Source organism: Clostridium sp. HCP1S3_C6 (genome assembly GCF_052066735.1).
Lineage (GTDB): Bacteria > Bacillota > Clostridia > Clostridiales > Clostridiaceae > Clostridium.
On the sequence record NZ_JBQHRN010000018.1, the window covers coordinates 1 to 23,137 of the forward strand.

General features: G+C 28.1%; 12 protein-coding genes. All 12 read left to right on the top strand.

Going from position 1 to position 23,137, the window contains the following annotated elements:
• The first annotated feature begins 84 nt into the window (after positions 1 to 84).
• On the top strand, positions 85 to 1,140 hold the full coding sequence (locus ACTNAO_RS07840) for an AI-2E family transporter (RefSeq protein WP_441048065.1): 1,056 nt from the start codon (positions 85 to 87) through the stop codon (positions 1,138 to 1,140).
• A gap of 53 nt (positions 1,141 to 1,193) precedes the next feature.
• Positions 1,194 to 1,502 (top strand): STAS domain-containing protein, encoded by a 309-nt coding sequence (locus ACTNAO_RS07845; protein WP_441027869.1) that lies wholly within the window; start codon positions 1,194 to 1,196, stop codon positions 1,500 to 1,502.
• A 27-nt stretch (positions 1,503 to 1,529) separates the two neighbouring features.
• On the top strand, positions 1,530 to 3,299 hold the full coding sequence (locus ACTNAO_RS07850; protein WP_441027870.1) for an MATE family efflux transporter: 1,770 nt from the start codon (positions 1,530 to 1,532) through the stop codon (positions 3,297 to 3,299).
• Positions 3,300 to 3,310: 11 nt separating this feature from the next.
• Complete coding sequence (locus ACTNAO_RS07855; RefSeq protein ID WP_441027871.1) at positions 3,311 to 10,642, top strand: amino acid adenylation domain-containing protein; 7,332 nt, start codon at positions 3,311 to 3,313, stop codon at positions 10,640 to 10,642.
• 262 nt (positions 10,643 to 10,904) lie between these two features.
• Positions 10,905 to 11,303, top strand: coding sequence for a DUF6762 family protein (locus tag ACTNAO_RS07860; protein ID WP_441027872.1), 399 nt, complete (start codon positions 10,905 to 10,907; stop codon positions 11,301 to 11,303).
• 10 nt (positions 11,304 to 11,313) lie between these two features.
• The gene (gene pepF / locus ACTNAO_RS07865) at positions 11,314 to 13,104 is read left to right on the top strand and encodes an oligoendopeptidase F (RefSeq protein ID WP_441027873.1); all 1,791 of its coding nucleotides are present in this window, start codon (positions 11,314 to 11,316) and stop codon (positions 13,102 to 13,104) included.
• 63 nt (positions 13,105 to 13,167) lie between these two features.
• Positions 13,168 to 14,190: a rhomboid family intramembrane serine protease gene (locus tag ACTNAO_RS07870; protein WP_441046120.1), complete on the top strand. Its 1,023-nt coding sequence runs from the start codon at positions 13,168 to 13,170 to the stop codon at positions 14,188 to 14,190.
• Positions 14,191 to 14,207: 17 nt separating this feature from the next.
• Positions 14,208 to 14,804 carry a hypothetical protein gene (locus ACTNAO_RS07875; RefSeq protein WP_441027875.1) on the top strand — a complete coding sequence of 199 codons (597 nt, stop codon included), beginning with the start codon at positions 14,208 to 14,210 and terminating at the stop codon, positions 14,802 to 14,804.
• Positions 14,805 to 14,981: 177 nt separating this feature from the next.
• Positions 14,982 to 16,328, top strand: a complete 1,347-nt coding sequence (gene gdhA, locus ACTNAO_RS07880) for an NADP-specific glutamate dehydrogenase (protein WP_441027876.1) — start codon at positions 14,982 to 14,984, stop codon at positions 16,326 to 16,328.
• A gap of 302 nt (positions 16,329 to 16,630) precedes the next feature.
• Positions 16,631 to 18,052, top strand: coding sequence for a glycosyltransferase family 2 protein (locus tag ACTNAO_RS07885; RefSeq protein WP_441027877.1), 1,422 nt, complete (start codon positions 16,631 to 16,633; stop codon positions 18,050 to 18,052).
• Between the two features lie 190 nt (positions 18,053 to 18,242).
• The gene (locus tag ACTNAO_RS07890) at positions 18,243 to 20,186 is read left to right on the top strand and encodes a DNA gyrase/topoisomerase IV subunit B (RefSeq protein WP_441027878.1); all 1,944 of its coding nucleotides are present in this window, start codon (positions 18,243 to 18,245) and stop codon (positions 20,184 to 20,186) included.
• 12 nt (positions 20,187 to 20,198) lie between these two features.
• Positions 20,199 to 23,129, top strand: coding sequence for a DNA topoisomerase IV subunit A (locus tag ACTNAO_RS07895; RefSeq protein WP_441027879.1), 2,931 nt, complete (start codon positions 20,199 to 20,201; stop codon positions 23,127 to 23,129).
• Positions 23,130 to 23,137: the final 8 nt, after the last annotated feature.

A 23,137-nucleotide genomic window follows, 5' to 3' on the forward strand; every position in this document is an offset into this window, starting at 1 on the left:
CCCCCCCCCCCCCCCCCCCCCCCCCCCGGTACCCACCCCCCACCCGCCAACCGAGATTGCTACTGTTGTCTCGTGGGCTCGGAGATGTGTATAAGAGACAGATTCTCAATAATAGCAAGTATAGTTGCGCCTTTTTTAATTGGTGGAATTATTGCATTTATACTAAATGTGCCTATGGTTTTCTTTGAAAGAAAAATAACTGAATGCAAAAAATTAAAAAGAATTGAAAAATTTAAAAGGAGTATATCATTAGCAATAACAATTTTATCAATTTTTGCAGTTATTCTTATAGCTGTTTTTTTAATTATTCCACAAGTGGTAAAGACATTTACAATATTAAAGGATAATATGCCAAGTTATATAAATAATCTTCAAAGATTTCTTAATAATTTAGGAATAGAAGGTACAGAAATTCAAGATTATATAAATAGTATTGATATTGATTGGTATGAAATTCAAAAGAATGTATTAAATTTTATAAAGAATGGTGCAGGGAGCTTTTTTAATTCAACCTTTGGAGTGGTATCTTCAATAATTGGAACAGTAATTAACTTTTTTATTGGATTTATATTTGCAATATATATTTTAATGCAAAAAGAAAAATTAGCACTTCAAATAAAAAAAATTCTTTATTCATTTTTTAATAGAAAAATAGTAGAAAGAATTTTAAAAATATGCAAAATGTGTAATGAAACATTTTCTAATTTTCTATCTGGCCAAGTTATAGAAGCAATGATACTTGGAATATTATTTTTTATATCAATGACTATTTTTAGAATGCCTTATGCACTTTTAATAGGAGTACTTATAGCCATTACAGCATTAATTCCTATATTTGGAGCTTTTATAGGATGTATACTTGGTGCATTTTTAATTGTAATGGTTAATCCAATTCAAGCATTATGGTTTATTATATTATTTTTAGTACTTCAACAGATAGAAGGAAATTTTATATATCCTCATGTGGTGGGAAATTCTGTGGGACTTCCATCAATATGGGTATTAGTTGCAGTAACAGTAGGTGGTAGTGTAATGGGAGTACTTGGCATGATTTTGTTTATACCACTTTTTTCAGTTATTTATTCAATTATTCGAGAAATTGTTAATGAAAGGATAAAAGAAAATTCAATAATTGAATAAATATATTATTTTTGTTACAATTATTCTAAATATTTAAAATATGGGGGATTATTGTGGAAATAAAAGTTAATATGAAGAATGATAATCTTATAATTTCATTAATAGGTAGATTAGATACTATGACTTCGCAAAAATTTGAGGAAAAAATTAAAAGTATATCTTTTGATGAAATTAGAAATATAACAATAAATATGAAAGAACTTGAGTATGTTGCTAGTGCTGGTTTGCGTGTTATTTTAATGCTTAACAAGAAGATAATAAAGAATGGTGGAAAACTTAAGATTATAAATGCAAATAATGTTATAAAAGAACTTTTTACTATGGTAGGAATGGATGATTATCTTGAAATAGAACAGGCATAAAATAAATTTTATTTAGTGAGGTATTATATGAGTGAGTTATTATTAAAAAGAAATTCTATTACTATTAACAGAAAATATTCAGAATATTTCCTACCAACTGTACTTACAGCTATGGCTACAAATATATCAATGATAGTTGATGCAATGATAGCTGGAAATATATTAGGAAAAAATGCATTGTCAGCTATAAATCTTTTATCGCCAATATCACAGCTTTACTTTTCACTTACAATTATGTTTGGACTTGGAGCATCAAGTATTATTTCAATTGCAAAGGGTAAAAATGATAATAAACAAGCTAATCGTGTTTTTACTACAGCTTTTATATCAGTTATTTTAATTTGTATTATACTTATTGCAGTTCAGCTTTCTTTAGCAGATGAAATATGTTCACTATTAACTAATGACAGTGTTCTTCATTCTCTTCTATATAAATATTACATACCATTTATAATAGGAACACCACTTAATTTACTACTTCTTTGTTCTATTTATTTTATAAGAGCAGACAATAGACCAAGATTTGCTTCAAATATAATTATAATAGTAAATATAGTAAATTTAATAATGGATTTTGTATATATGAAGGTATTTAATATGAATATAGAAGGTTCATCAATAGCAACTGTTACTGGTTATGCAGTAGGATTTATTATAATGATTACGCATTTTATTTTCAAAAAAAGTACTATTTATTTTGATTTTTCTATATTAAAAATGCCAAAAGATTTTTTAAATATTTTTATAAGTCTTATTACAGTAGGTTTATCAGGTGCTCTAGGTACTCTTCTTATAACTATAAAAATGCTTTTCTTAAATAGCACTATCCAAAGTATTGGAGGTAGAGATGCTATGGCATCATATTCTATATGTTCTTCTAGTCAGATTTTTATGTCTATGTTCATAACAGGGGCATCACAAACTATGATACCTATTATAGGAGTTTGTTTTGGTGAAAAGGATCATGATGGAATACGTTATGCTTTTAGAAGAGCAGCTAAAATTCTTGCAATATCCAGTATTGTAATAATGATATTTATAGAGGTTTCACCAGAGCCTGTTATAAGATTATTTGGAATTACTTCAGAAAATGATATTGCAAATGCAATTCCTGCACTTCGTATAAACGCATTATCATTTCCAGCTCTTGCTTTTTCATTTTTACTTTTATACTATTATATGTCAACTCAAAGAAAGGCATTATCTACAACTATTGCAGTTCTTAATGGAATTGTAATGTTAATTCCTTCAACATTAATTTTGTCAAAGTTTTTTGGAATAACAGGTGTATGGATGTCACTTTGCGTTGCTCAGGTAGGTACTCTTGCAGCTATAAGTTTAATTACATTAATAATTAAGAAAAAGTCTAAAGGAAAATATGAAGATTTTTATCTTCTTGAAGCTGCTGACAATAATGAAATTGTTTCACTTTCATTTAAAGCTACAAAAGAAAATGCATCAGGTGTTTCTTCATATTTAATGTCATTTTTAACAAGTCATAATATTGAAAAAAATAAGGCAAACAGAATAGCAGTAGCTGTTGAAGGTATTTCCGCTGATTTAGCTGAGCGTACATATATAAATAAAAGAAAACTAGTTGATATAGATATTCGAATAATGATTGAAAATAATAATGAAGTAGTAATTTCTATTAGAGATAATGGAGAACCTTTTGATATATTAGAAAGCCATAGTGAAGATAATATTCTTTCAGAAATAAAGGTTATTAGAGCTATTTCAAAAAATATAGAATATTCTAATGTATTAGGATTTAATAGAATAATGATAAGAATTTAGGAGGGGAAAAAATGAACTATTCAGATGTTTTAACAGAATGCATTAACCAAAGGAGGGAAATGTATCCACTTACACCAAGTCAGATGGGAATTTATCTAGCTTGTGTGCAAAATCCACAAGGTACAATGTATAATACTCCTTGTAGCTGCCAATTTAGAAAAGGAAAAATTAATGTAGATAGATTGATTTTAGCAATTCAAAAATCTGTCTTAAATCATGAGGTACTTAGAGCATATATTGATGATTCAACAGGAAGTCCTATGATGAAATTAAGAAAGAACATTAAAGTAGATGTTCCTGTTATTAAAACAGATGATTTTGAAAAGGCAAAAAAGGATTTCTTAAAACCTTTTGATCTTAAAAATGATTTACTATTTAGGCTTGTAATTTTTGAATCAGAAGAAGAATACATGCTTATAATGGATTTCCAACATATTATATTTGATGGAACATCATATGCTACATTATGTAAAGAAATTAAACTTGCTTATGAAGGCAAGGAACTTCCAAAAGAAGAAGTAACACAAATGGATATTGCTCTTTATGAGGAGCGTCTTGAAAACACAGAAAAATATAAAGAGTCTAAGGAATATTATGATAATATTTTTAAGGGAATTGATTTAAAATCTGAGATTATAGAGGACTTTTTAGAAAATAGTGATGATGAAAATAAGCCAAGTAAAGAATTTAGTATTTTTTTAAATGATAAACTTGAATATAAAAAAGTCAAAGAATTTGTAAATAAAATTGGAGTAACTTCAAGTACCCTATTTCTTGGTGCATATGAATATGCTGTTGCAAAATTTTCTAATCAATTTGAAACAGTTGTTTGTGCAGTATCTCATGGCAGATTTGATAGTCGTATACAAAATACAATTGGTATGTTAGTTAAAACTTTACCGCTTTATACAAATATTAATGAAGAAAGTACTATTGCAGATTTTCTTTTAAGTGTAAGGAAAAATTTAAAAGATACTGTAAAAAATGATTCATACCCTCTTGTAAAATTAACTTCTGATTATGATATTTCACCTGACATTATGTTTGCATATCAGTCAGACATACTTTCTGATTTTGAAATAGATGGAGTAAAGTTTAATTTTGAAGTACTTCCTTTAAATAGTTCAATTTCAAAGATAAATGTTAGAATATTTAAAACAGAACAAGGTTTTGAAATAAGATTTGATTATAGAAGCGATTTATATAAAGAAGAAAATATACGTTCTTTTGCAGATTCATATGTAAATATTCTTGAAGAATTTATGGAAAAAGATAAGCTTTGTGAAGTTGAGATTGCAAATAGTAAACAATTAGCTGTAATTGATAAATTCAATAAAACAGAATATTCCTATAATAGAGAAAAAACAATAATTGATTTATTTAGAGAACAGGCAAATAAAACACCTGAAAATATTGCTGTTATTTACCAAAATAAGAAAATTACATATAGGGAATTAGATAGTATTACAGAAAAACTTGCAAAATATATTGTATCATTTGGTATAAAAGCAGAGGATGCTGTGTCTATATTAGTTAATAAAAGTGAAAAAATGCCAATATGTTCTTTAGGAGTTTTAAAATCAGGGGCTGCATATGAACCACTGGATCCTACATATCCAAGTGAAAGACTTGAATTTATGATGAAAGATGCTAATGCAAAGCTTCTTATTGCAGATGAAGAATTATTACCATTAATACCTAATTATAATGGCCCTGTTTTACTTACAAAGGACATTGACAAGCTTGAAAATAAAAATGTATTATTAAATAATCCAAAACCAGAAGACTTGTTTATTTTATTATATACATCAGGTTCTACTGGAATACCAAAGGGTTGTATGATTGAACATAGAAATGTTTCAGCATTTTCAAATTGGTTTACAAGACATTTTGAATATTCAGAAAAGACAAAAGCTACTTCTTATGCAAGTTTTGGATTTGATGCAAGTGTAATGGACATATATCCTGTTCTTACAGTAGGAGGAACACTTGTAGTTATACCAGAGGATATGAGATTTGATCTTGTTGCATTAAAAAAATATTATAATGAAATTGGTATAACAAATACATTTATGACAACACAAGTAGGACGTCAATTTGCACTTATGGGAGGATTTAAAACTCTTTCAACTATAATTGTAGGAGGAGAAAAGCTTGTTAACTTTGATTTACCTAAGGATGTAGTTATAAATAATGCTTATGGACCTACTGAAACTTTGATATTTGCAACAATATTAGATATTACAAAAAAATATGAAGATATTCCTATTGGAAAAGCACTAAGTAATACAAAACTTTATGTTGTTGATAAAAATGGAAGGATGCTTCCACCTGGAGCACCAGGAGAATTATGGATTTCAGGAGAACAAGTATCAAGAGGTTATCTTAATAGACCAGATCAAACTGAAAATGTCTTTACAGCTAATCCATTTACACAGGAGAAATTTTATGAAAGAGTATATCATACAGGAGATATAGTAAGATACTTACCTGATGGTAATTTGCAATTTGTTGGAAGACGTGATTCTCAAGTTAAGATAAGGGGCTTTAGAATTGAGCTTTCTGAAATTGAAGAAATTATACGTGAATATGAAGGTATAAAAGATGCAACAGTTGTAGCTTTAGATAATCCATCTGGAGGAAAATATGTTGCTGCATATATAGTATCAGATGAAACTATAAATATTGATGAATTAAACAAATTTATTCTTGAGAAAAAACCACCTTATATGGTTCCGGCTGCTACAATGCAAATTGATAAGATTCCACTTAATGTAAATGGTAAGGTTGATAAGAAAAAGCTTCCTAAAATTAACATGTCTAAAAAAGAAAAAGATAATACTGTATCAAAACCTTTAACATTTATGGAAAAGAAACTTTTTAATATTGTTGAAAAAGTTATAGGACATAATGAATTTAATATTTCTGAAAATCTTATGTCTGCTGGTATGACCTCACTTTCTATAATAAAACTTGCAGTAGAGATTTATAAAGAATTTGGATTTGAACCTAATGTTAAAAAACTTATGAAAGGCTGTTCTATTATATCTATAGAAAATGAATTACAGGAATATATTATGAGTAGCGCTATGACTAAAAATGAAAAAAATAAACAAAAGGAACATAAGTCTGTATATCCTCTATCAAAGACACAACTAGGAGTATATTTTGATTATGTGAAAAATTTATATGGAACACTTTATAATATTCCATCGATTTTAACATTTTCAAAATCTGTTGATGCAGATAAACTAGCAGAAAGTGTAAAAAAGGTTATACTTGCGCATCCATATATACTTACAAATCTTACAATGAAAAACAATGATATAGAGCAGGTTTATGTTGAAGATCCAACTATTGAGATTCCTGTGAAGAAAGTTAGTGAAAAAAATCTTGAAAGTATGAAAAAGGAATTTGTTAAGCCGCATAATCTTATGAAAGCTCCGCTTTTTAGAATAATTGTTGCGGAAACTGAAAACAATGTTTATCTTTTCATGGATTTCCATCATATTATTTTTGATGGCTATTCACTTAATGTATTTATGAATCAATTAAAGGATGTATATGAAGGAAAGAGTATTGAAGCAGAGGATTATACATATTTTGATTATGTGGATGATGAAATAAAAGCTGAAAAAAGTGAAGAATATAGTAAAGCTGAGAAATTTTTTGAAGATATGCTTAAGGATTTTGAATCAGCGTCAGAAATACCACATGATTTAAATGGAAAAATGGAAGATGGAAGCCTTGCACAAATTTCAATGCCATTTAATATGGATAAAATTGAAGCCTTTTGCACAGAGAATAATATTACACCAGCACAGCTTTTCCTTGCAGGATCTTTTTATACAGTTTCACGTTTTATAAATAGCAGAAATGTTTATTTAAGCACAATTAGTAATGGTAGAAGTGATATACGTCTTAGAAATTGTTTTGGTATGTTTGTAAAGACACTTCCATTAGGAATAGAGGTTCAAGACACTTCAGTACTTGAATTTATTAAAAAGACTAAGGACGTATTTGCAGGTTCAATAGAAAATGAAATTTATCCTTATGCTAAAATTTGTTCAAAATTTGGTTATACACCTAATATAGTATATGAATATCAACTTGGTGTAACAGATGATTTAATTATTGATGGTAGCAAGGTTGAAAGAGATTATTTAACAATGGACACTGCAAAATTTAAAATAACTATTTGTATTGAAAGAGTAAATAATGAACCTTGTATTGTTATAAAATATAATGATGCTCTTTATAGTAAAGATTTAATGCAGACATTTTTAAAATCTGTCTTTAACACAACTAAGCATATTATTGAAAATCCAAATGAAAAAATCAGAAAAGTTTCTATGCTTGATGATAAACAAGTTAAAGAACTTGATAGTTTTGCTACATCACTTATTGCTCCTGTTGAAATTAAGCTTTTACATAAAAAATTTGAAAAGCAAGTAGAAAGGACACCTGATAAAAATGCACTTGTTGCATGTGATAAAACACTTACATATAAAGAACTTGATAATCTTGCCAATATTACTGCAAATGAACTTATTGCAAGGGGGCTAAAAAAAGGCAGTAAGGTAGTAGTTCTTCTAAAAAGAACATCTAAAGTTTTTACTACAATTTTAGGTATACTTAAGGCTGGAGGAGCTTTTATTCCTACTTGTCCTGATTATCCAAAGGATAGAATAGACAATATTATTGAAGATAGTGAAGCAGATTTTGTTGTTACAGAAGATGAACTTCTTGATGTTTATCCTAAAACAATAGATGTAAATGTTCTTCTTAGTGGTAATAATTTAGAAACACCAAATGTAGATGTTAAACCAGAGGATTTAGCTTATCTTATTTACACATCAGGTTCTACTGGTAAACCTAAGGGAGTTATGCTTAGGCATTTAGGAATATCAAATTTTGTTACATATAGTGATGCAAATATTTATGTTAAATATGTTGTTGATAATTGTAAGGCATATGGTTCTGTAACAACAATTGCTTTTGATATGTCATTAAAAGAAACAATAGCTTCATTATGTAATGGCTTAACACTTGTTTTTGCAGATGATGAACAAACAGTTAATCCTATGTCTCTTGCAAGATTTTTTAAAGAAAACAATGTAGATGTATTAAATTGTACTCCATCAAGACTTTTACAGTATATGGAACTTGACCAATTTGTAGAAGTAGTAGAAAAATGCAAAGTTGTTCTTTGTGGTGGTGAAAAATATCCAAATAAGCTTTTGGAACTTTTACGTACAAGAACAAATGCAAAGATTCTTAATACTTATGGACCTACTGAAATTACAGTTTCTTCAAATGCTAAAGATTTAACTAATGCTAATGAAATATCTGTAGGAAGACCAATTATGAATTGTATTGAACATATAGTAGATTCTGATGACAATATAATTCCAATTGGTGTTATTGGAGAACTTCTTATTTCTGGTTATGGAGTTGCACTTGGTTATAATAAGCTTCCTGAGCAGACAAGCAAAGCATTTATTGATTTTAATGGAAAGAGAACATACCGTTCTGGTGACTATGCTAAATGGACTAAAGATGGTGATGTTGTAATACTAGGTAGAAAAGATAATCAAGTTAAGTTAAGAGGATTAAGAATTGAACTTGGAGAGATAGAAAAGTGCCTTTCAAATATTGATGGAATAAAGAGTTCAACTGTTCTTATACGAAAGGTAAATAGAAATGATGCAATTTGTGCTTATTATGTAGCTGACAAAGAACTTGATACTGATTATATAAGAAATGAATTGAAAAAATCTCTTACAGAATATATGGTTCCTACTGCATTTGTTCAGCTTTCAGAAATGCCATTAACACCTAATGGTAAAATTAATACAAAGCTTTTGCCAGAACCTGAAAGTTCAGCAAATAGTAATGGTATTGCTCCATCAACTAAATTTGAAAAAATCTTTTGTGATATTTTTGCTAAAGTCTTAGAAATTGATACAGTTTATGCAAATGATAATTTCTTTGATATAGGTGGTAGTTCTTTAACTGTAACAAGAGTTATTATTTTAGCAAATAAGAATAACATAGGTATTTCATATGGAGATGTTTTTGCAAATCCTACACCTATGGCATTAGCAAGCTTTTTAACTAATGGAAAAGACAAAGATGATTTTGAAGATTTAAGTAGTTTTGATTATAGTAATATTAATAATTTATTAATTGATAATAATATTGAAAGTTTTAAAAATGGAGAAATGCAAGAAATTGGTGATGTACTTCTTACAGGTGCAGCAGGTTTCCTTGGAATACATATTCTTTATGAACTTTTAAATAAATATAATGGAAAAGTTTATTGTCTTCTTCGTAGCAAAAAGAATAATCCTGCTGAGGTAAGGCTTAACTCAATGTTCTATTACTATTTTGAGGAAAGTTTAAAAGAAAAGTATGGTGATAGAGTATTAATTTTAAATGGAGATATTACATCTAGGGAATCTTTTGATAAATTCCTTGAGTTTAATATTGATACTGTTATAAATTGTGCAGCAAATGTTAAGCATTTTTCAAAGGGTACTGATATTGAAGATGTAAATCTTTATGGAACATTAAATGTAATAGACTTCTGTAAACAAATTAACGCTAGACTTATTCATGTTTCTACCATGAGTGTAGGTGGAATGTTTGTAGGTAAGCAAGGTGATGTTACTAAACTTAAGGAAACACAACTTTATTTTGGACAACAACAAGGATCTAAATATACTCTTTCTAAATTCTTAGCAGAAAGGGCAATTCTTGAAGAAGTATCTAAAGGATTTAATGCAAAAATTATGCGTGTTGGTACACTTGCTGCAAGAAATAGTGATGGTGAGTATCAAATTAACTTTACTACAAATACTTTTATGGGTAGATTAAAATCTAATGTAATTATTGGGAAATATCCATATGATATGATAGAAATGCCATTTGAACTTTCTCCAATAGATTTTGTTGCTAAAGCAATTTTACTTTTAGCTAAAACACCAAAGAAATGTATTGTATTCCATCCGTTTAATAACCATATGCTTATGATGGGTGATTTATATATGGAAATGGATAAAATAGGATTACATTCAGTAGCAGCAGAACAAGAAGAATATGAACAAGCTCTTGAAGATGCAAAGCAAGATCCGGAAAAAGCAAAAATTCTTTCAAGTATGCTTGCTTATCAAAATATGGCACATGGTCAAAAGACATTTGCAGTTAAAAAGAGCAATGAATATACAATGCAAGTGCTTTATAGAATGGGATTCCGTTGGCCTGTAACTTCTGATGATTATATGAGACGTTTTATTAAAGCTCTTTATGGTCTTGGTTTCTTTGATTTTAATGGAAAATAGTAATAAATAAAAGATTAAAGCATTATAGTTTGTTATTTTAGCAAGCTATAGTGCTTTTTTTAAAAATCAAAATTTTTCTGAGGAAAGGAGCAAAAATATCCTGAATTCTTAATTAATCAAAGTATAAGTGATAAAAGAATATAAAGCTTAATGAAGCAAATATTTGAGAACACACTTAAAAATGAAAAAAAGTGCAATGAATTAAATAAGTTTGTTATAATATAATTAAAACAAGTTAAAATAATAAATAGAAGGTGAATATATGGATTTTTCTAGTTTAGTAATAATGGAAAAGGATAAAGAAACAGGATTTATAAAAAGAGAACTTGGAAGTTTTGAAGTAGATGAAAAGGCTTTACATGTTAAAAAATTATATGTTATTGACAATGAAGTAAATCTTTACTTTGATACAGGTAAAGATGTTGAGGAATGGGAGTATTCAGCAATTTATGATTTATTTAACGAAGAAAGATTTAATGAAGCTGGATTTAAATTAGAAGAAGACTTGGATGAATATAATCCAACATTTATATTAAAATTTCAATATAAAGAGGATCATAATGATATGAAGGAGATTTTAGATAAGGCTATTGAAATGATATATGAAGAAATGGAAAATGTATTTGAAACAATAAAGGGAAAAGAAGAAGAATATAAATAGGAGGAGTTTTATGACTGAATTGAAAAAAAGAGAAGAAATAGATGATAAATATAAATGGAAATTAGATAAAATATATAAAAACTCAAGTGATTTTGATAAAGCTTTTGAAGATTTAAAAAAAGAAGCACCATCATTATTAAATTTTGCAGGAAAATTATCAGATAAAAACAACATTATAGGTTATTTTAAACTTAGTGAAAAATTAGGAAGAGAAGCAGAAAAGTTATATGTATATGCTCATATGAAATGCGATGAGGATACTCAAAATCAAGAAAATCAAGCTAGAATGAATAAAATAGATGCTTATATGGCAGAATATGCTAGTTATAGTGCATATTTTGTACCAGAAATATTAGCACTTAAAGATGGATTTATAGAAGACCTTATAAAAAATGATAAAAATTTTAAAGAATATAAGTTTTTACTTGAAACTATTTTAAAGGAAAAGCCACATGTATTATCAAAGGAAAAGGAAGAATTATTAGCCCTAGCATCAGATTGTTTAGGTGCATCAGAAAGTGTGTATAATATGCTTACTAATGCTGATATGACTTTTGGTAAAATAAAAGATGAAAATGGCAAAGAAATAGAAATTACAGAAGGAAATTATTCAACATATATAAAAAGTAAAGATAGAGATGTTAGAAAAAATGCCTTTAAAACATTATTTCGTGAATATAAAAAGTTTGAAAACACAATAGCTACAACATTAAGTTCATCAGTAAAAACATTTAATTTTGGAGCTAATATTAGAAATTATAAAGGACCTTTAGAGGCTTCTCTTGAACCTAATAATATACCTATATCAGTATACAAAAATGCAATAAAAACAATAAACGACAATATAAAATCGCTTCATAGATATGTTGATATTAAAAAGAAGTTATTAGGACTAAAAGATATGCATATGTATGATTTATATGTTCCTATAATAGAAATACCAAAAGAGCATATAGAATTTGATGAAGCTGTAAAGGTAGCTAATGAAGCATTAAAACCTTTAGGTAAAGAATATTTAGATATATTTAATGAAGGTATTAATTCAGGATGGATTGATATATATCAAAATAGAGGTAAAAAGGGTGGAGCATATTCCTGGGGGTCATATGATACTATGCCTTATGTACTTTTAAATTACAATTATGAATTAAATGATATATCAACACTAGTTCATGAAATGGGTCATTCACTTCATTCTTATTATTCAAGAAAAAATCAAAGCTATATTTATGCAAACTATACACTATTTTGTGCTGAGGTTGCATCAACAACTAATGAAGCATTACTTATTCATTATGAAATAGAAAAGGAAAAGGATAAAAAGAAAAAATTATACTTAATTAATCAAGAATTAGAACAAATTAGAACTACAGTTTTTAGACAATTAATGTTTGCAGAATTTGAACTTTACACTCATGAAGCCTTAAATGAAGGTGAAGCACTTACAGCATCAGATTTTAATAAAAAGTGGCATGAATTAAATGTTAAGTATTTTGGACCAGACATGATTGTTGATGAAGAAATAGATATTGAATGGGCTAGAATTCCACATTTCTATTCTGATTATTATGTATATCAATATGCAACTGGATATGCAGCAGCAACAGCCTTTGCAAATTCTATTTTAGATGGAAAAGAAGGTGCTGTTGAAAAATATAAAGGTTTCTTAAAGAGGGGCGGTAGTTTATACCCAATTGATATATTAAAAGAGGCTGGAGTTGATATGACTACTCCTAAGCCTATAGAAGCTACAATAAAAAGATTTAATGAACTTTTAGATATGATGGAAGAAGAATTATAAAATAATATATATTTAGGGAGTTTGTTAATTGCAGACTCCTTAATTTATATAATGGAGGATATGGTGGAAAATATTTTTGAAAAATATAGAAATAATACTTTTAATTATTTATCTAATAGAGAAGGATTTAATTTAGAAGAAATAAAATCCAATAGTAATACTATTTGGTGTGCTACTAAAATGCAAAATAATATTTGTATTGCTTTTGCTTTCTTTTTTGATATAAATGATAAATATCAGGAGCAAGTAGTGGTAAATACTTTAAATAGTAGAGGTGTTAAATATAATCTATTTAGTGTTTATTTAACAGAAAATAGTATGGATAATAATTTTTATAACAATAATTATTATGCAGGTAATGTAAGAGTTAATAGGATAATTTTAAATCCAATAACAAATAATATATTATATGCTGATGAATCCTATGTAAATATAGCCAATATAATTATTCAAATTAATAATCAAAATAATATTCAAAAAAATAATAAAAAAAATATCAATGGGCATAATACATATGTAACATATATATTAATAGGAGTGAATATTTTATTATATATAATTTCTGCAATTAAGGCTGGTAATTTTTTTGATATTGATATAATGACTTTATATTCTATGGGAGGAAAATTTGCATATAATATTTATCATGGTGAAGCTTGGAGGCTTGTAACTGCAATGTTTCTTCATGGTGGTATTACCCATATATTATTTAATATGTATTCATTGTATATATTAGGCACTCAGATTGAAGTTATATTTGGTAAAGTTAAGTATTTAATTATTTATTTTATATCAGGTATAGCTGCTAATATATTAAGTTGCATAATAGCTCCAAATACATTGTCTATTGGGGCATCAGGAGCAATTTTTGGACTTTTAGGAGCTCTTGCAAGTGTTATATTTATAAATAGAAAAAGAATGTCAAAAGGGGCTGTAACAAATCTTATTGTTGTTATTTTATTAAATGTATACATTGGATTTACAGGACAAAGTATAGATAATGCAGCACATATAGGAGGTTTAGTAGCAGGAATATTAGTAAGCTTTATAATAATATTTATATATAATAAAAGAAAAGCAAAATAAGACTTAAGGAGAATATTATGAATAATAAGGTAGACATAATAGGAACATCATTTTTTTTCATAACAATAATAACAGGAATGTATAATTTGCTAGAAGGAAATGATAGCAAGGTTTTTAAAGCTATACTTTTATTAGCAGTATTAGCAATAAGTAAAATATTATTTAAAAAGACTTTCTTAAAAAAATCTTCAATAGGGTATATTGGAGTTATGTTTTTTTGCTTTTTATCAATATATTTGGCAAATCTGTTCGGATTTTATGGTATTAGTTACTATGATAAATTTTTACATTTAATTTCAGGTATAATGATATATTATTTGGGCATAATTATATATGTTAGTTTAAATAAAAATAGCAATTATAAAAAAGATGTATTTTTCTACTTGTTTCCGCTATTTTTTTCAATAGCCCTAGCAGGTGTGTGGGAAATATGGGAATTTACAACTGACTTAACCTTTGGTCTTAATGCTCAAAATAATAGTCTTATTGATACAATGACAGATATTATATGTGGTACAGTAGGTGCTATAATATCATTATTACTTAGTCTTAGATGGAGAATAAATGGTAAGGGTACCATAATAAATAAAATAATAAAAGAATTAGAAGAATAATTAATATTAAAAAATTAAAAAAATGAAGTACAATTATGAAAAATGATAAAAAAACCCATAAAAATAGGTAGTAATCTTAAAAAAATTAGTGTATTATTAATATTGTGTTAGATATTTATTATTTAAATGGTTAGATGTTGTATATCAAAATTATTTAAATGAGGGAGGACAAAACAAATGAATGGAAAAGAGTATGTAGAAAGCGTACTAAAAGTTGTTGAAAAAAGAAATGCAGGAGAAAAGGAATTCCAAGATGCTGTAAGAGAGGTATTAAATTCATTAATACCAGTTATCGACAAGCACCCAGAATTTGTTAAAGCAAATCTTCTTGAAAGAATTGTAGAACCTGAAAGACAAATTATGTTTAGAGTACCATGGGTAGATGATAATGGTGAAGTACATGTTAACAGAGGTTATAGAATTCAATTTAATAGTGCTATAGGACCATATAAGGGTGGTTTAAGATTACATCCATCAGTTAATGCAAGTATTATAAAATTCTTAGGTTTTGAACAAATATTCAAAAACTCATTAACTGGACTTCCAATAGGTGGAGGTAAAGGTGGATCTGATTTTGATCCTAAAGGAAAATCTGATAATGAAGTTATGAGATTCTGTCAAAGCTTTATGGCTGAATTATACAGACATATTGGTTTAGATACAGATGTACCAGCTGGAGATATTGGTGTTGGTGGAAGAGAAATTGGATATCTTTATGGATATTACAAGAAATTAAGAGGAGCTAATGACCAAGGAGTTCTTACTGGTAAGGGCTTAACTTATGGAGGAAGTCTTGCTAGAACTCAAGCAACTGGATATGGATTATCATACTTTACAGAAGAAATGTTACAAGATAACAACACAAGCTTCAAGGGACAAACTGTAGTAATATCTGGTTCAGGAAATGTTGCAATATACGCTACTGAAAAAGTTACTCAACTTGGAGGAAAAGTTGTTGCATTAAGTGATTCAAATGGATATATTTATGATGCAAATGGAATAAACTTAGATGTTGTTAAAGATATTAAAGAAGTTAGAAGAGGAAGAATTAAAGAATATCTTGATAAAGTTCCAACAGCTGAATATCATGAAGGATGCAGAGGAATTTGGACTATTAAGTGTGATATAGCTCTTCCATGCGCAACTCAAGGTGAAATAGATAAAGAATCAGCTCAAATTTTAGTTAATAATGGAGTTAAGTGTGTTTCTGAAGGTGCTAACATGCCATCAACACTTGAAGCAATTGAAGTATTCCAAAAGAATGGTGTAATGTTTGGACCAGCTAAAGCTGCTAATGCAGGTGGAGTTGCTTGCTCTGCTCTTGAAATGTCTCAAAATAGTATGAGATTATCTTGGACTTTTGAAGAAGTAGATCAAAAATTACAAGGAATCATGAAGAATATTTATAAGAATGCAAGTGAAGCTGCAAAAGAATATGGTCATGAAAATAATATTCTAATGGGAGCTAATATTGCAGGATTTATGAAAGTAGCAGAAGCTATGATGGCTCAAGGTATTGTTTAATAAGCAATTTTAAAATAGCATTTTTTATAAACAAAAATTAATTAGCTGTCGCATTGTAAGTTTTTTAACTTTTAATGCGACAGTTTTTTTCATTTGTATTAAAAACATAAAAGTGAATAAAATAATAATGTATAAATAATTAGACATATTCTTGATTTTTTTTATAAATTGCACTATATTATTAAGGAGACATTATGTTAATAAAATATGAATAAAAGAAATTAATTTACAGGTGTGGAAGCTTATGTTTACTAGCTTAAATGTATTCATAAGAAAAAAATCTCAAAATAGGAGTGAATAAAATGGGAGACGTCATTTATGGAATAACTGCTATATTTCAAATATTTATATTTATAATAACTTGTTATTATATGGTGTTAGGGATTTTTGGTGTTTACAGAAAGAAAGAACACAAGGATTATAATCCAAAAAACAAATTTGCAATGATAGTAGCTGCACATAATGAAGAAGTAGTTATTGGCAAGCTCGTAGAAAGTATGAAAAATCAAAATTATCCTAAGGAACTTTATGACATTTATGTAATAGCTGATAACTGCACTGATAAGACAGCAGAAATTGCTAGAAAGCTTGGAGCAAATGTATATGAGAGAACAAGCGAAAATGAGCGTGGTAAAGGTTATGCTCTTGAATGGATGTTTGATAAACTATTTAAACTTGATGTAAAGTATGATGCTGTATCAATATTTGATGCTGATAATTTAGTAGATAAAGACTTTTTAAAAGAAATTGATTCAAAAATGAAAGAAGGATATAAAGTAGTTCAAGGTTACATAGATAGTAAAAATCCAAATGATTCATGGATCACTACTTCATATTCAATAGCTTTCTGGTCTCAAAATAGGTTATACCAACTTGCAAGAAATAATGTAGGTTTCTCTAATCAAATTGGAGGAACTGGATTTGCAGTAGCTGTTGATACATTAAAGCAGCTTGGATGGGGAGCTACATGTCTTACTGAAGACTTAGAGTTTACATGTAAGCTTATACTAGATAATGAAAAAGTAGGCTGGGCTCATGATGCTAAAATTTATGATGAAAAGCCTTTAAAGCTTAAACAATCATGGATTCAAAGAAGAAGATGGATGCAAGGCTTTGCAGATGTTGCTTCAAGATATTTCTTTAAATTATTTAAAAAAGGCATAAAAGAAAGAAAAATGTATGTTTTAGATGCCTCTTTATATGTACTTCAACCATTTATAACATTGCTTATGGGAATTTCAGCTGTTTTAGGTTTTATTCAAGCAAGAGTTCCACATGGTGCACATATATTTTTAATTAGTGATGTTATTGGAAATATGGGATTTAAGGCATTTGTTTTATTCCAATTTATTGTAACGCCTTTAGTTCTTATTTTAGACAAGAAGGTAACCAAAAAGTTCTTTGCAATGGTAATTCTTTTAGCAACCAATATATTTGTCTTACCATATGCAACAACTATTATAAAAAATGCTTTACCAGATGTTAATGATTTTAAATTATCATTAGCCTTGTATGGTGCTAATGCAGCATTTTATTTAATATTAGTTGTAATAGCATTTATATTCTTAAATAGAAAGAGTTTCTTATTTTTCTTTAGATATTTATTCTATAGTATATATACATTAACTTGGATACCAATAACAATTCAAGGTATATTAAGAAAGAATAATAAGGATTGGAATCCTACAAAGCATGTTAGAAATGTAGAAATATGCGATGTTTAATAAATAGAATAAAAAATGTTTATAAAATAATATTGTAATGTTAATGCTTGCTATAAACTAAGGATATTTATCAAAGTTTATAGCAAGCTTTTTTCTACTTTTAAGTTTTTTGATAAAAGTTATTTTTGACAAGTAAGAAAAAAATAAGTATATTAAGAAAAGATGTAAAAAAAGTATGGAGGAGAATGTTATGGATAATAAAAATACATATGATGTAACTGATCTTACTTCTCTTGAAAAATTAGAACCAGTAAGAGTAAGACCAGGAATGTATATAGGTTCTATAGGAAGCAAAGGACTACATCATTGTATATGGGAAATATTAGATAATGCTATTGATGAAATAACTAATGGATTTGGTGACAGGGCAGTAATAACTTTAAATAAAGATAAAAGTGCAACTATTGAAGACAATGGAAGAGGAATACCTACAGGTATTCATCCTATTAAGAAAAAAAGCGGAGTAGAAATGGTATTTACAGAGCTTCATACAGGAGGAAAGTTTAATAATAAAAATTATAAGACATCTGGAGGTCTTCATGGTGTTGGTGCAGCAGTGGTAAATGCACTTTCAAAATGGGTAGAAGTGGAAGTTTATCAAAATGGTAATGCATATAGACAGAGATTTGAATATGCATATGATAAAGAATTAAAAAGAAATATGCCAGGAACCCCTGTTACTAAGCTTCAGGTTATAGGGAAAACCGATAAAACAGGTTCAAAAATAACATTTATGCCTGATGATGAAATTTTTTCTACAATAGATTTTAAATTTGATGTAATAGATGAAAGACTTCAAGAATTAGCATTCCAAAATAAAGGGATTAGATTATTTTTAATTGATAAGAGGAAAAATGAAGAAGTATCTAAAGAATACTATTCTGAGCGTGGACTTTTAGATTTTATAGATTATTTAAATGAAAGTAAGACACCTATACATCAGACACCTATACTTTTTGATGGAGAACGTGAAGTAAATAATATAAAAATGTATGGAGAGGTATGTGTACAATTTACAGATTCAACTACGGATTATATAGCAAGTTATGTAAATAATATACCAACAACAGAAGCAGGAACTCACGAAACAGGTTTTAAAACAGGAATGACAAGGGCTTTTAAGGAATGGGCAAGGAAGCTTGGAATAGTTAAAGAAAAGGATAAGGAATTTGAAGGTGATGACCTAAGAGAAGGAATGACAGCAATAATAAGAATAAAGCTTACAAATCCAGTATTTGAAGGTCAAACAAAAACTAAGCTTGGTAATAATGAAGCTTATACAATGATGAATGATTTATCATATACTAAATTTTCTGAATGGATAGAAGATAATAAAGAACTGGCTTCTAATATAATGAATAATGCTCTTCAAGCAGCTCTTAGAAGAGATAAAATAAAAAAAATAAATGATGCAGAAAAAAAGAAGGTGGGTAAAGGAACATCACCTCTTGCAGGTAAAGTTGCAGTATGTACAATGAAAGATAATACTGTAAGTGAATTTATTGTAGTGGAAGGAGATTCAGCAGGAGGATCTGCAAAGCAAGCAAGAGATAGAAGATTTCAAACTATAATGCCTTCAAGAGGTAAAATAATGAATACTGAAAAACAAAAACTTGAAAATGTATTAGCCTCAGAAGAATTAAGACTTTTTAATGCTGCCATAGGTACAGGAACATTAGACAATTATAAAGAAGAAAATCTGAAATATGATAAAATAATAATAATGAGTGATGCTGATGTAGATGGCTATCATATAAGAACTCTTTGGATGACATATATTTATAGATATATGAGACCTCTTATTTCAAATGGTCATTTGTATTTAGCACAGCCTCCTTTATATAAGGTTTATAAATATAATAAAGATAAAGAAACATCAGTTTATGCATATAGTGATGAAGAATTAGAAAAGGCTAAAAAGAAGATAGGAAAAGGAGCACTTATACAAAGATATAAAGGACTTGGAGAAATGAATCCGGAACAGCTTTGGGATACTACTTTAAATCCAGAAACAAGAACTCTTTTAAAAGTTACTATTGAAGATGCGGCAAAAGCTGAAAGAATGATATCACTTCTTATGGGAGATGTTGTAGAACCTAGAAAGAAATATATGTATAAGTATGCAGAATTTTAAAGGAGGATTAATATGGGAAAAAAACAAATATCTAAATCTATTCCAAAGGATAATAATATATTAACTGTTGCTTTAGAAGATGCAATGCCAGATAATTATTTACCTTATGCAGTAGAAGTAGCAAAAGAAAGAGCTCTTCCAGATGTTAGAGATGGCTTAAAGCCAGTTCATAGAAGGATACTTTATGGAGCATATATGCTTAAGGCATTTCCTGACAGACCATATTATAAATCAGCAAGAATTGTAGGAGATATTTTAGGTAAATATCATCCTCATGGTGACACATCAGTATATGATGCTACTGTAATACTTGCACAGGATTTTACTACTAGAGAACCATTAATTGATGGACACGGAAATTTTGGATCAATGGATGGTGATAGTGCAGCAGCTATGAGATATACAGAAGCAAGACTCTCCAATATAGCAATGGAAATGCTTCGAGATATTGATAAAGATACAGTTGAAATGATTCCAAATTATTCAGATAGTGAACTTGAACCAAAGGTTTTACCATGTAGATACCCTAATCTTTTAGTTAATGGAACATTTGGTATTGCAGTTGGTCTTGCAACTAATATTCCACCTCATAACTTAGGTGAAGTTACAGATGGTGTCTTAGCTTATATTGATAATCCTGAAATAACAACAAAAGAATTAATGAATTATATAAAAGGGCCAGATTTACCAACTGGAGGAATACTTATTGGTACAGATTCACTATTATCAGCTTATGAAACTGGTGAGGGAAAAGTTGTATGTAGAGCTAAAACATCCATTGAAAAACTTGAAAATGGAAGAGTTGGAATAGTAATTACAGAGTTTCCTTACAAAAGAAATAAGGCAAAACTTCTTCAAACTATTTCGGAAATGACTGGAGATAAGAGGCATCAAAAGGCATTAGAAGCAATAGCTGATATTAGAGATGAATCAGATAGAACAGGTGTAAGAGCAGTTATTGAATTTAAAAAGTCAGCAGATGAAAAAATTGCAGATAAGGTATTAAAATATCTTTTTAAGAAAACTGACCTTCAATGTAACATAAGCTTTAACATGGTTGCCTTAGCTAATGGAAAACCTGAAACTATGGGATTAAAAACAATAATAATGCATTATGTTAATCATCAAAAGGATGTTGTTACAAGAAGAACTAGAAAAGAACTTGAAATAGCAGAAAAAAGATTCCACATTGTAGAAGGTTTTATTAAAGCTATTAATATATTAGATGATGTTATAAAAACAATAAGAAGTTCTAAATCTAAAAAGGATGCATGTGCAAATCTTATTAATAAATTTGATTTTACAGAAATTCAGGCTAATGCTATTTTAGAGCTTATGCTTTATAGATTAACTGGACTTGAAATTGATGTGTTTAAAAAAGAATACAAAGAATTAGAAAAGAAAATAGCAAGATTTAAAAAGATTTTAAGTGAAGAAAAGGAACTTTTAAGAGTAGTAAAGAAAGAACTTAAGGAAATAACAGATAAATATAGAAATCCAAGAAGAACAGCTATAATTGAAGATGAAAGGGAAGCAAAAATTGATTTAGATGAACTTATTGTAGTTGAAGATGTTATGGTAACTCTATCAAATGATGGCTTTATAAAGAGAATTCCAGAAAAGAATTATATGAGGTCTAATGCTAATGCAGAAGATATTGAATATAGAGAAGGAGATAGCCTTAAATTCTTATTTAAATCTAATACCAGAGATAATATATTATTATTTACAAACAAAGGAAATATGTATAAATGCAAAGGCATAAATATTCCTGAAGGCAAGTGGAAAGAAAAAGGTGAAAGAATTGATACAATTATAAAACAAATTAATTTAGATGAAGAAATAATTGTAAGTGCAATTTCTATGACTACATTTAATCCACAAGTATATCTTCAAATTGTAACTGATAGTGGTAATATAAAGAAAACTTCTTTAGATAAGTTTGATACAAATTATGGTAAGCTTCAAGCCACTAAGCTTAGAGATTCAGAAGAAGTTATTAGTGTTAATGTATTTGATGAATCAAAAGAATTTATTAAGGTAACAACTAAGAAAGGCTTAGAATTTACACTTCAAATGCCAGAACTTGTTGATATGGCTAGAAATATTCTTGGAATTCAATTATTTGATTTAGGTGATAATGATAAAGTAGTTAATATAGAATATTCAGATAATATGGAGTATTGTGAATTTACAGTAGGAATAAGTAATGTGCGTGGTAAAAATTGTTTAAAGTGCATTTCGAAGTTAACTAAAAACAATAAGTCAGCATCAACAGATTCTCTTAGCCAATTACTTATGTTTACTAATAAAGGCAAAGTAATAAAAATAAAATCATTTATAATTGAAAATGCAATTAAGGATGGCATAATATTAGAGGATATTGTATCTACAATAGAAAAAGATGAAAAGGTAATAGCTATATATTCTATAAAAGAATATACAGAAAATTATTATGTTTTTACTTTTACAAAGGATGGTTATATAAAGAAAACTTCTCTTAAGGATTATGAAGGCGAATATTTAGCTGCTCAAACTCATAAATTTAAGCAAGAAAAGGATGAAGTAGTAGAAGTTAAAATAGCTGATGGAATTTCATCACAGGTTTTAATGTTTACTAAGAAGGGAATGGCAATAAAATTCCCTGCAATAAATGTAAATCCAATGGGGAAAATAGCATCAGGTGTTACAGGAATAAGCTTAAAAGAAGGAGATTCTGTTATTTTAGGTGATGTATTAAATACATCTTTAAATGACAATAATAAAAATGAAATAGCTGTAACTTTATTACATGGTAGTTTAAAATATAAATTAGTTTCAAAAAATAAAAAGGAAAAAGAAATTTTGGCTTCAGATATAAAAATGCAAAATAGAGCAGGACGTGGAAGTAGTGTAATGCTTATTGGTTTTGATGATGAAGTTAAAAAAGCATATATAATATAATTAATGAG